Origin of the sequence: Vibrio pacinii DSM 19139, assembly GCF_000711795.1 — a bacterium.
Taxonomy (GTDB): Bacteria; Pseudomonadota; Gammaproteobacteria; order Enterobacterales; family Vibrionaceae; genus Vibrio; species Vibrio pacinii.
On the sequence record NZ_JONH01000015.1, the window covers coordinates 97,775 to 110,166 of the forward strand.

9 protein-coding genes and 1 tRNA gene are annotated in these 12,392 nt (G+C 46.1%); 8 read left to right on the top strand and 2 right to left on the bottom strand.

Annotation, left to right across the window (positions count from 1 at the left end; translation table 11 throughout):
* Window positions 1-3: 3 nt before the first annotated feature.
* Window positions 4-1,074, top strand: a complete 1,071-nt coding sequence (lptG, locus tag BS19_RS11140) for an LPS export ABC transporter permease LptG (RefSeq protein WP_038175345.1) — start codon at window positions 4-6, stop codon at window positions 1,072-1,074.
* 70 nt (window positions 1,075-1,144) lie between these two features.
* Here lptG and mutS read toward each other — a convergent pair whose 3' ends face one another.
* Entirely contained in the window at window positions 1,145-3,706 is a 2,562-nt protein-coding gene (gene mutS, locus BS19_RS11145; protein WP_038175346.1) for a DNA mismatch repair protein MutS, read from the bottom strand.
* Window positions 3,707-3,800: 94 nt separating this feature from the next.
* Window positions 3,801-5,327: a diguanylate cyclase domain-containing protein gene (locus BS19_RS11150; RefSeq protein ID WP_038175348.1), complete on the bottom strand. Its 1,527-nt coding sequence runs from the start codon at window positions 5,325-5,327 to the stop codon at window positions 3,801-3,803.
* A gap of 143 nt (window positions 5,328-5,470) precedes the next feature.
* Here BS19_RS11150 and BS19_RS11155 point away from each other — a divergent pair, with 143 nt between their 5' ends.
* From BS19_RS11155 to BS19_RS11185, 7 genes are all read left to right on the top strand, one after another.
* On the top strand, window positions 5,471-5,950 hold the full coding sequence (locus BS19_RS11155) for a CinA family protein (RefSeq protein WP_038175349.1): 480 nt from the start codon (window positions 5,471-5,473) through the stop codon (window positions 5,948-5,950).
* A gap of 194 nt (window positions 5,951-6,144) precedes the next feature.
* On the top strand, window positions 6,145-7,191 hold the full coding sequence (gene recA / locus BS19_RS11160) for a recombinase RecA (protein WP_038175350.1): 1,047 nt from the start codon (window positions 6,145-6,147) through the stop codon (window positions 7,189-7,191).
* A gap of 67 nt (window positions 7,192-7,258) precedes the next feature.
* Entirely contained in the window at window positions 7,259-7,723 is a 465-nt protein-coding gene (recX, locus tag BS19_RS11165) for a recombination regulator RecX (RefSeq protein WP_038175351.1), read from the top strand.
* Window positions 7,724-7,865: 142 nt separating this feature from the next.
* The gene (alaS, locus tag BS19_RS11170) at window positions 7,866-10,448 is read left to right on the top strand and encodes an alanine--tRNA ligase (protein WP_038175352.1); all 2,583 of its coding nucleotides are present in this window, start codon (window positions 7,866-7,868) and stop codon (window positions 10,446-10,448) included.
* Between the two features lie 190 nt (window positions 10,449-10,638).
* Window positions 10,639-11,826 carry an aspartate kinase gene (locus tag BS19_RS11175; RefSeq protein WP_038175354.1) on the top strand — a complete coding sequence of 396 codons (1,188 nt, stop codon included), beginning with the start codon at window positions 10,639-10,641 and terminating at the stop codon, window positions 11,824-11,826.
* Window positions 11,827-11,918: 92 nt separating this feature from the next.
* Window positions 11,919-12,116 carry a carbon storage regulator CsrA gene (gene csrA, locus BS19_RS11180; RefSeq protein WP_038175355.1) on the top strand — a complete coding sequence of 66 codons (198 nt, stop codon included), beginning with the start codon at window positions 11,919-11,921 and terminating at the stop codon, window positions 12,114-12,116.
* A gap of 183 nt (window positions 12,117-12,299) precedes the next feature.
* Window positions 12,300-12,392: transfer RNA gene (locus tag BS19_RS11185), tRNA-Ser, on the top strand.

Genomic DNA, 12,392 nt, shown 5'->3' on the forward strand with positions numbered 1-12,392 from the left:
GTCGTGTTTAAAATTCTCGATCTTTATATCGGCAAAACCATCATTGCGACCACTTCATTAGTACTAGCGACCTTTGTGGGCTTGTCTGCAATCATTAAATACGTTGAGCAGTTGCGTAAAGTGGGAGAGGGAACCTATGACCTCATCCAGGCGTTGTTGTTCGTTTTACTCAGTATTCCGCGTGATATTGAAATGTTTTTTCCAATGGCTGCGCTACTTGGCGCACTGATTGGTTTGGGCATGCTAGCGTCGAGTTCAGAGCTGGTGGTAATGCAAGCGGCTGGTTTTTCGAAACTCAACATCGGCATGTCTGTGCTGAAAACCGCAGTGCCGTTAATGATTGCAGTGACTTTATTAGGCCAGTGGGGCGCGCCACAAGCGCAGAAAATGGCGCGTGATTTACGTGCGTTTGCGACCTCGAACGGCGCTATTTTATCGGTGCGTACTGGCGTGTGGGCGCGAGATGCGAATGACTTTATTTTTATTGGTAAGGTCGAAGATGACAAGATCTACGTCATGAATATGTGGCGTTTCGATGACAATAAACATCTTAAGAGCGTGGTTCATGCTGCCGAAGTGGAGTACGACGCGAACAACACGTGGATAATGAAAGATGTCCAGATCACCGAGATGGCAGACGAAATCGAAATCGCTAAGCAGAGCTTGCCTGAGTATCGTTGGACTACATCGTTGGCTCCCGACAAGCTTGCAGTGGTGACGGTAAAGCCAGAAGAGCTATCACTGGCTGGATTATATGACTATGTGACCTACTTGAAAGCCTCAGAGCAAGATCCGGCGCGTTATGAGTTGGCATTTTGGCGTAAAGTGACTCAGCCGTTTTCGATTGGGGTGATGATGCTGATGGCGTTGTCCTTTATCTTTGGGCCGCTGCGCAGCGTGACCATGGGCGCGCGTATTCTGTCAGGGGTTATTGCTGGCTTTACTTTCTATATTTCTAGTGAGTTCTTTGGGCCGTTAAGCTTGGTGTATAACATTCCGCCAGTGTTCGGGGCTGTGATGCCAAGCATGGTATTTTTGACCATCGCCTTATTGTTACTGCGGCGTAAATTGTGACGGACATGACTTGGTAACGGACATGACCTGATAGAAGAACGGCAGCCTGATGGCTGCCGTTTTTGTATGCTTATAAGAGTTTTTTCAGACGATACAGCTCTTCAAGAGCTTGCCTTGGCGTCAGATCGTCAGGGACAATATTGGCCAATGCTTGCTCAATTTCGCTTGGTTCTGGTATCAGACTAAGTTGATTGGCAATATCGACGTTACTGTTTGTCGGCGCGCCGTCCGTCACTTGACCAATTTGCTCTAATTGAGTCAGCTTGGCGCGGGCATTTTTAATCACGCTTTTTGGCACGCCAGCTAAACTTGCAACGGCTAAACCGTAAGATTTACTCGCCGCGCCTTCTTGCACGGCATGCATGAAGGCGATGCTGTCACCGTGTTCAACCGCATCAAGGTGGACGTTGGCCAAGTCTGGCAATAAGTTAGGTAATTCCGTCAATTCAAAGTAGTGGGTAGCAAACAGTGTCATTGAACCAATTTGCTTTGCCAGCCATTCGGCACTTGCCCAAGCCAAAGAGAGACCATCATAAGTACTGGTGCCGCGGCCGATCTCATCCATCAACACTAAGCTGTTTGCGGTTGCATTGTGCAAGATATTTGCGGTCTCTGTCATTTCGACCATGAACGTCGAGCGGCCAGAGGCGAGATCATCCGATGCGCCGATACGAGTAAAAATGCGATCAATTGAACCGATAGTTGCTGACTCGGCGGGAACATAAGAGCCAATGTGTGCCATTAGTGCAATCAAAGCGGTTTGGCGCATATAGGTCGATTTACCGCCCATGTTCGGGCCGGTAATAATTAGCATTTTACGTTGCGGGTTGAGCTCAATCGGATTGGCGATAAACGGCTCGTCCATCACTTGCTCGACGACGGGATGGCGGCCATTTTGAATATGGATACCCACTTTTTTGCTCAGTGTTGGGCGGCAGTAATCTAGGCTATCTGCACGCTCGGCAAGGTTTTGTAATACATCGATTTGCGACAGCGCTGACGCGAGGTTTTGCATTTGTTCTAGGTGTGGAAGCAGTAAATCAAATAACGCCTCCCATAGCTGCTTTTCGAGCGCGAGGGCTTTTGACTTAGAGCTAAGCACCTTATCTTCATGTTCTTTGAGCTCAGGAATGATATAACGCTCGGCATTTTTTAGCGTTTGACGGCGAACATAATGAGGCGGAACCAGATGGCTTTGACCACGACTGACTTGAATAAAGAAACCGTGAACGTTGTTGTAACCGACCTTGAGCGTATCGATACCATGGCGTTCTCGCTCTTCTTGCTCCATTTTATCTAGGTATTCCGTCGCACCATCTGCCAGCTTACGCCACTCATCGAGCTCTTCGTTATAACCTGATGCAATCACACCGCCATCACGAATCACAACCGGAGGATTCTCTTTGACGGCTCGCTCTAATAACTGACAAACTTCATCCATCGGTGCGGTAAATTGGGCCAATTTACTCAAGTAAGGATGATTGACTGAACTCATGATCTCACTCAGTTCAGGCAGTTGCTGCATAGCAAAACGTAAGCGAGCCATGTCGCGCGGTCTGGCGCTACGCAATGCGAGGCGTGCTAAAATACGTTCAATATCGCCGACTTGCTTCAATACCGGATAAAGCTCACTAAATAGCGTGAGATCCTTTAGCTCGCCAATCGCATCCAAACGTTGATTGAGCGTGTCGATATCACGCATTGGTTGGTGCAACCAACGCTTGAGCATGCGGCTGCCCATTGCGGTTGCGGTATGATCAAGCACCTCTGACAAGGTATTGTCGATGCCACCTGAAAGATTATGGGTAATTTCAAGGTTACGACGTGTTGCGGCATCAAGAATGACGGAGTGATCTTGGCGATCAAATGTCAATGAACGGATGTGCGGCAACGCAGTACGTTGAGTGTCTTTAACGTATTGAATCAAACAGCCCGCAGCGCACAAGCCGAGAGTAGCTTGTTCAACCCCAAAACCAACCAAATCACGAGTACCAAATTGTTGATTGAGTTGCTGTTTTGCAGTGTCTAATTCAAATTCCCATACCGGACGACGACGATTGCCGTTGCGTGCCGACATGAGTTCAACCGGTTCAAAGTCTTCTGGAAACAGCAGCTCTCGTGGTGAAGTGCGTTGAAGCTCTGCCGCCATCGCCTCTTCACTTTGTGGCTCCATCAGTTGAAAACGGCCAGAGGTTATATCTAACGTCGCATAACCAAATTGACCATCGTGGTGGTAAATGGCGGCAATAAGGTTGTCGAGACGCTCAGAAAGCAGCGCTTCGTCAGTCACAGTACCAGGCGTGACAATGCGTACCACTTTACGTTCTACCGGTCCTTTGCTGGTGGCAGGGTCGCCAATTTGTTCACAAATCGCGACAGACTCACCAAGTTGAACCAATTTAGCTAAATAACCTTCTACGGCATGAAAAGGTACGCCCGCCATCGGAATCGGCTCGCCCGCAGAGGCGCCACGTTTGGTCAGGGATATATCTAATAGCTGAGACGCACGTTTGGCATCATCGTAAAACAGCTCATAAAAATCACCCATACGATAGAACAGCAGAATGTCTGGGTTCTCAGCTTTAAGCTTGAGATATTGCAGCATCATGGGTGTGTGTTTTTGCTCTTTCATACGACTCGTTTACGAACGGTTTAAATTACCTCGCAGGGTATCAAAACAGTCCTAGTAAGAGCAATTTAAAGCTTAATCTATTCAGCCAACGAAATTATTTTGTTGGTTGCAAATCTTTGATATGGGTTGCGCAATCTTTCCCTCGCCCTTTCGAGGCATAAAGAGCCTGATCGGCGTGTTCAAAAAAGGTATTGAGGTCATAAGGGGTATCAGGCGTGTGGGTTGCAACCCCAATGCTGAGACTGAGAGCACCTTGTCCAATTGGCGAGGCGCGAAAGGACTCAATTAATCGCTCGGCATAATTTAAGGCGTCTTGCTGATGCAACTCAGGAGAGATCAAGACAAATTCGTCTCCACCCCAGCGGCCAATGGAATCGTAGCTACGAGTATTTTCGCGTAGAAAATTGGCCACTTGAATCAAAATCTCATCGCCTTGGGCATGGCCCCGCTCATCATTAATTTGTTTGAAATTATCTAAGTCAATTAGCATCAGTGACACGGGGGTCTGGTTGCGTTCGGAACGCGCCAACTCCTTGAATAACAACTGATCGATATTACGTCGATTGAACAGGTGGGTTAAGTAGTCCACTTCAGCCACTTGTTGAAGGGCATTTTTCTCGCTCATGTCACGCACGACACACACAGTGCGCTGTTTATCATCAATAATGGTCGAAGAGATGGCGATCTGTACTTCGACATGCTTACCGCTTTTAGTCAATCCCAAGATTTTTTGTCTCTTATCTGTCATCAAGCGTGACTGTTGCTTCGCTTGAAAATCATGGCGATATTGGAGGTGCTTGTGCTTAAGGTTTGGGTCAATCAAATCTTCGACACGAAGGTGTTTAAATTCTTCGATATTGTATTCAAATATCTGGCAGGCCATCTTGTTGGCGGCAAGAATGTGACCACCTTCATCGATATAAAGAATGCCGTCAGGGGAAACATCAAAGATTTCCCCCAACTCTTGTAGCAGATAATTTGAATGTTTGATTGCACGTAAAATAAACCAAGTGGTTAGTATAATCAGTGGAAAAAGTAATAAGTTAAATAGCCACATATAGGCGTTGATTTGATCGAGTTTACCTTTGGATGACGTCAGAATTTTGTCTACTTTAGGCAACACACTCTCTTGTATGTCAGTCAATGCTTTAAGAGCTCGAGAGTCGTTGACTAAAACCATATTATCAAGCTCGGCAACTGGCTTTTCGAGACCAGTTTGTTGGGCCATTAGTAGTTTTTGGTAATACTCCTCTAATGTCGCGTTCAACACATCAACATTGGCTCGCAATATAGGGTCGCTAATTAACGTCTCGAGCAGGTAAATATTACTTTTGAGTAGCAGATACTTATCACGAGCACGTTCAAAGTATTGGCTATCACGTCGTATCACGAAATTTTTAAAGTGATGGATAAATCCCCCATAGCCGAGCTCTCTTTCTATGGTCGAAATCGTTTGGCTGATGGTGATTTGAGTAACATATTGGTCATTGATTTGGTCACGTAGTGTCTTAAGCGATTGAGTTTTGTGATAGATGTAAGTGGCTAGCAGAAAATTAGCAAAAATAGCTATCAAAACGATAAAAAGGTAAGAGCGCTGTGAACGACGAAACTGATTATACATTCCCTATCCCTGACAAAATGATTGAATGTTGTTAGTTGCATATCAAATTCGAGTTTAGATGACAAACGACAGTTTTTCATAAAATAACAGTGATGGTGATAGAGTATTTGTCTCGATTGACCAAGCAATAATGAGAAATGAATATGGACAGTGCAAAGAGTTTGGGTGAACGATTACTGGCGAGCGGAGAAATACTGGTGACTGCTGAGTCCTGTACTGGAGGAGGCGTTGCGACGGCCATTACCGATATTGCGGGCAGTTCGCAGTGGTTTGATAGAGCGTATGTTTCGTATAGCAATGAAGCGAAAATGGAAATGCTGGGTGTACACGCAGAGACGTTAGCCCAACATGGCGCGGTCAGTGAAGAGACGGTCAAAGAGATGGTACTAGGCGCATTGCAGCGATCTAATGCGACTATTGGGGTCTCTATTAGTGGGATTGCAGGTCCTGGCGGAGGAACAGAGCAAAAGCCCGTTGGTAGTGTTTGTTTTGCTTGGGCAAACAAGCAGGGCTGGTTAGAGGTACGTACTTACCAACTTGATGGTGATCGTCAGCAGGTGCGCCAGCAAGCGGTCGAGTTAGCCATAAAAGTACTGTATGAACAACTAAACCGTCTTAAGTGATAATTGAAGTGTTTGTATTTTAAAGTTATTTAAATCAGTTGGATAGGTTTAAAAAGCAAAAAATGTTAGCCAAGCTATAGACACTGTATGAATCAACAGTATAATGACTTGCATTGATTGTTTAGCAATATACCGCTGAACGGAAGAGTTAGATTGATAGTCATCAGCATCAGATGAATCATTTGGAGAAAGTGATGAACGAGAACAAACAGAAAGCGCTTGCCGCTGCGCTAGGTCAGATTGAAAAGCAATTCGGCAAAGGCTCAATTATGCGCCTTGGCGACAACCGCACAATGGACGTAGAGACTATTTCTACAGGCTCTCTTTCTCTTGATATTGCACTGGGTGCTGGCGGCCTTCCTATGGGGCGTATTGTTGAGGTTTATGGCCCTGAGTCTTCAGGTAAAACAACCTTAACGCTAGAACTGATTGCTGCCGCTCAACGTGTCGGTAAAACCTGTGCCTTCATTGATGCTGAACACGCGCTTGATCCTATTTATGCGAAGAAACTGGGTGTTGATATTGACGCGCTACTTGTATCTCAACCAGATACTGGCGAGCAAGCACTTGAAATCTGTGACGCGTTAGCGCGATCAGGTGCGATTGATGTCATGGTCATTGACTCTGTGGCAGCATTGACCCCGAAAGCCGAAATCGAAGGTGAAATGGGCGATAGCCACATGGGTTTGCAGGCTCGTATGCTTTCTCAAGCAATGCGTAAGTTAACGGGTAACCTCAAGCAGTCTAACTGTATGTGTATCTTCATTAACCAAATTCGTATGAAGATTGGTGTGATGTTTGGTAACCCAGAAACGACAACGGGTGGTAATGCGCTTAAGTTTTATGCTTCAGTTCGCCTTGATATTCGTCGTACTGGTTCTATCAAAGATGGTGACGAAGTTGTGGGCAATGAAACTCGCATCAAAGTGGTTAAGAACAAGATCGCAGCGCCATTTAAACAGGCAGAGACACAAATTCTTTATGGCCAAGGCTTCAACCGTGAAGGTGAGCTAATCGACTTAGGCGTGAAGCACAAGCTGGTCGAAAAAGCGGGTGCTTGGTATAGCTACAACGGTGACAAAATTGGTCAGGGTAAAGCTAACGCTGGCAAGTATCTCCGTGAAAATCCAGCGGCTGCGCAAGCCATTGATGCCAAGTTACGTGAAATGTTGCTTGCACCGGTTGAAGTTAAGTCTGACGATGCAGAACTTGGCAAAATGCCAGAGCAAGAAGAGTTGTAAAATAAACTTAACTTAACAATACTAAGCCCTGCTAACGCGGGGCTTTGTTTTATTAGGTCGCAAAGATATGTTTGAACGTAAACCTACTACGCTGTCGAGTAAAGACGCAGCAATGCAGCTATTAAGTCGTCGTGATCACGGCGAATATGAGCTGTATCAGAAGTTAGCCTTAAAAGGTTATCCAGAGGATGAGATCGATCTGGCGGTAAATTATTGTCTCGATAATCATTATCTTAATGATCTTCGTTACGCTAAGAGTCAGATTAGACAACATGTCTACAAAGGCCACGGTGAACGACGTATTCGTCAGGAATTAAGCCAAAAGCGTGTGTCTGAAGCGGTGATCGCTTGTGCATTGCAACAAGAGCCACAAGATTGGTTCGAGCGGGCAAAAAGTGCGGCAGAGAAAAAGTTCAAGGGTCATAAAGCCAACGATCAAAAAGAGTACGCCAAGCAAGTGCGCTTTTTGCAATACCGTGGTTACAGCTTTGATCAAATTCACTATGCATTAAGCAGTGAGGATCCGGAGTAATTTCCACTTAACTACCCAATTTGATGATCCAAAGTCAATTCTGGTTCCTATCCGTTCTTTTCTGCGAGAAAACTAGTCGTAGCGTTAACCATGATCTACAATAGCGCAAAATTCTAACTCGACTATTTTTAGGAAGAGCTGCATGTACATGAGCACTGATGAGGTTCGTAACGCGTTCCTCAAATTCTTTGAGAGCAAAGGACACCAAATTGTAGAAAGTTCATCGTTAGTACCGCATAACGACCCAACCTTGCTATTTACTAACGCAGGTATGAACCAATTCAAAGATTGCTTCTTAGGCGCAGAAAAACGTGCCTACACTCGAGCAACAACGGCTCAGCGTTGTGTACGTGCAGGTGGTAAACACAACGATTTAGAAAACGTTGGTTTCACTGCTCGTCACCATACCTTCTTCGAAATGCTCGGTAATTTCAGCTTCGGTGATTACTTCAAAGAAGACGCGATTGCGTTTGCTTGGGAGTTTTTGACTGAGACGCTACAGCTACCTAAAGAGCGCCTGCTCGTTACTGTTTACCAGACAGACGATGAAGCATTTGAGATCTGGAACAAGAAAGTCGGCGTGCCAGCTGATCGCATTGTTCGTATTGGTGACAAAGAAGGCGGCAAGCAGTACGAGTCTGATAACTTCTGGACAATGGGTGATACTGGCCCTTGTGGCCCATGTACTGAAATCTTCTATGATCATGGTGAGCACATTTGGGGTGGTCGTCCTGGTACGCCAGAAGAAGATGGCGACCGTTTCATCGAGATCTGGAACAACGTATTCATGCAGTTTAACCGTCATGCAGACGGTACGATGGAGCCACTGCCAAAACCGTCGGTTGATACCGGTATGGGCATTGAGCGTATTTCTGCCATCATGCAGGGCGTTCACTCAAACTACGAAATCGATGTTTTCCAAACCTTGATTAAAGCCGCTGCGGAAGTAACTGGTCATGATGATCTATCAAACCAGTCATTGCGCGTTGTGGCTGATCACATCCGTTCATGTGCGTTCCTTATCGTAGATGGCGTAATGCCGTCAAACGAAGGTCGTGGCTACGTATTGCGTCGTATCATCCGTCGTGCGGTCCGTCACGGAAACAAGCTCGGTGCCAATGGTGTTTTCTTCCATAAACTCGTTGGTGTTTTAGCCAATGTTATGGGGACGGCGGGTGAAGAACTCGCGAGACAACAAGCCATTGTTGAGAAAGTACTACGTATCGAAGAAGAGAACTTCGGTCGCACGCTAGAGCGTGGTATGGCGATTCTTAACGAAGCGTTAGATGAATTAGACGGTAAAGTGCTCGACGGTGAAACGGTGTTCAAACTTTACGATACTTACGGTTTTCCGGCTGATCTGACCAATGATGTTGCACGTGAACGTGACTTTGCTATCGACGAACAAGGCTTCGAAAAAGCGATGGAAGCGCAGCGTCAACGAGCTCGTGAAGCAGGCCAGTTTGGTACTGATTATAACGCGGTAATAAAAACTGACGCCCAATCTGAATTCTGCGGTTACACCGGCACAGAAGGCAGCAGTACGGTTGCAGAAATCTTTGTTGACGGTGACGCGGTAGAGTCGTTATCTGCTGGCGATAAAGCGATCCTTATTCTTAGTGAAACGCCGTTCTACGCAGAGTCAGGCGGCCAGTGTGGTGATGCCGGAGTGATTAAGACCGAATCAGGTCTATTTAAGGTTAAAGATACCCAAAGACTGGGTAATGCGATTGCTCATCACGGTCTATTAGCTGAAGGTGTTGTGGCCAAAGGCGACCAAGCGACGGCGATCGTTGATGCTGAGCGCCGTGCCGCTATTTCACTGAACCACTCAGCGACGCACTTATTACATGCTGCGCTACGCAAAGTACTTGGTGAGCACGTTACCCAGAAAGGCTCTTTAGTTAAAGCCGACAATCTTCGTTTTGACTTCTCTCACCTTGAAGCGGTCACGCCGGCTGAACTGAAAGAAGTTGAGCGTCTGGTTAATTCACAAGTACGTCGTAACCTAGTGATTGAAACCAATATCATGGATATTGAGTCGGCTAAGCAAAAAGGAGCCATGGCGTTATTCGGTGAGAAATACGATGACGAAGTTCGTGTTCTATCGATGGGCGATTTTTCTACCGAGCTGTGTGGCGGTATCCATGCATCGAGCACTGGTGATATTGGTCTGTTCAAAATTATCTCTGAAAGCGGTATAGCTGCAGGCGTTCGCCGTATCGAAGCGGTGACGGGCGAAGCGGCGCTAGACGCGATTGAAGCACAAAACGCTAAGTACGAAGAGAAGCTGGCAGAGTCGGCACAAAAAGCCAAAGCATTAGAAAAAGAGCTGCAAAAGCTGAAAGACAAGATGGCGGCTGCAGAAAGTGCCAATATCATGGGCAAAACCATCGAAGTGAATGGTACTAAAGTCCTTATTGCTGCACTCAATGGCGCTGACAGCAAAAACCTACGCACCATGGTTGATGATATTAAAAACCAAATGGGGAGCGGGGTTGTACTGCTTGCCAATGCCACGGGCGACAAAGTTGGCCTGATTGCTGGTGTCACTAAAGATCTGACCGGCAAAGTCAAAGCGGGCGATTTGGTGAAAATGGTTGCAGAACAAGTCGGTGGTAAAGGTGGCGGCCGACCTGATATGGCTCAAGCGGGTGGTACCGATGTCGCAGCATTACCGGCGGCAATCAAAACGGTTCAACCTTGGCTTGAAGAGCGCCTCTAATATTGGAATAAGTAATCAATACGCTCAATCAGTTTTTGGTTGAGCGTCATTTTTTATGCGACCAAGTGGTTTAATTGAGCAATTCAATCGTGCTCCGTTAGGCGACTTGGTCTTTGTGTTAAACGACTGCGAACAGAATCAATATCGTCGCAGCTCTAATGAGACTTTGGTCTTGGGAAGGTGAAGACTGGTGAAAAAGCCCCTTATCGTGCAAAAGTTTGGCGGAACGTCGGTGGGTTCAATTGAACGAATTCATACGGTTGCCGAACACATCATTAAGGCGAAAAATGATGGTAATCAAGTTGTTGTCGTTGTTTCTGCTATGTCTGGCGAAACAAATAGATTGATGGGACTGGCGAAACAAGTCGACAGTGTCCCCACCGCGCGAGAACTTGATGTTTTGCTCTCTGCTGGTGAGCAAGTATCAATGGCCCTATTAGCAATGACGCTAAATAAGTTGGGTTATGCTGCACGCTCACTTACCGGAGCACAAGCAAACATTGTGACAGACAATCAACACAATGATGCAACGATTAAACATATTGATACGTCGACGATAGAAGCACTATTAGAACAAAATCAGATAGTGATCGTCGCGGGTTTTCAAGGTATCAATGATAATGGGGATATCACCACGCTTGGCCGTGGCGGGTCTGACACCAGTGCGGTTACGTTAGCCGGAGCGCTGCGTGCCGATGAATGCCAAATTTTCACCGATGTGGACGGCGTTTATACTTGCGATCCACGCATCGTCAAATCGGCGCAAAAACTGACGGTGATTGATTTTCCTTCGATGGAAGAGATGGCGCGCAAAGGTGCCAAAGTACTCCATTTGCCATCGGTGCAATATGCATGGAAAAACAATGTGCCTTTGCGAGTGCTGTCGACGTTTAACACCGATGATGGCAGTTTGGTCAAAGGCGAAGAGTGTCAGTCAGATATTTGCGGTCTTGCGATTCAACGTGATATGTGTGTGATCAAAATTGAAAAAGAAGTGCTGGCCAGCTTGAAGAAGCAGTGTCAAATGCTGGGCGTCGCTATCTGGAATGTGATCGAGCATGCAGAATGGGTAGGTGTGGTGATAAAACACGACGCTTATGCAAAGCTTGAACTGGTTTTCAACGATAAAATCCGTAATAGTGAATCGGTAAGCTTGTTAACGGCCGTTGGCCTTCAGGTCGAGGGATTGATTGAAAGGTCACATACTCTACTGACAGAGCAGGGGATCGATGTCGAGCATTATGCGCTAAACGTGCGTTCACTGATGTTAGTACTGTCACCTGAATATGTCGACAAAGCGGCTAACATACTGCATGATGCTTACATAACTTCTGCGCAGGCTGTCGAATGTCAGCAAAAACAAGCGTTTTTGGGTTAAATTCGAGCCATAATTGAGTTTACGAAAATATAACTTTTGTTAGATAATAGCCTAGTAGCAAGATAAATCAGAGATTACTCAAGGAGCACAGAATGCTAATTTTAACTCGCCGCGTTGGCGAAACTCTTATGATTGGTGATGAAGTCACTGTTACTGTTCTTGGCGTAAAGGGTAACCAAGTACGCATCGGCGTTAACGCTCCGAAGGAAGTGTCGGTTCACCGTGAAGAAATCTACATGCGCATTCAAGCAGAAAAAGGTAATGGTAACGCTCCTTCAGGCAATTACTAATTACATCAAGAGGCTGACACATTGTCGGCCTTTTTTGTGCTCAAAAAATGACTATTGATAGTAAAAAGAGCGAATTAACGTCGCTTTGATTAAATAGCCAACGGTTGAAAGACTTTTTGCTATTTTTGCCAAGAAAATGTTTGACATATTTTTGGTAAATCGTAATATGTGCCTCCGCAAGACGGTGAGGTGGCCGAGAGGCTGAAGGCGCTCCCCTGCTAAGGGAGTATACGGTTTGTAGCCGTATCGAGGGTTCGAATCCCTCCCTCACCGCCA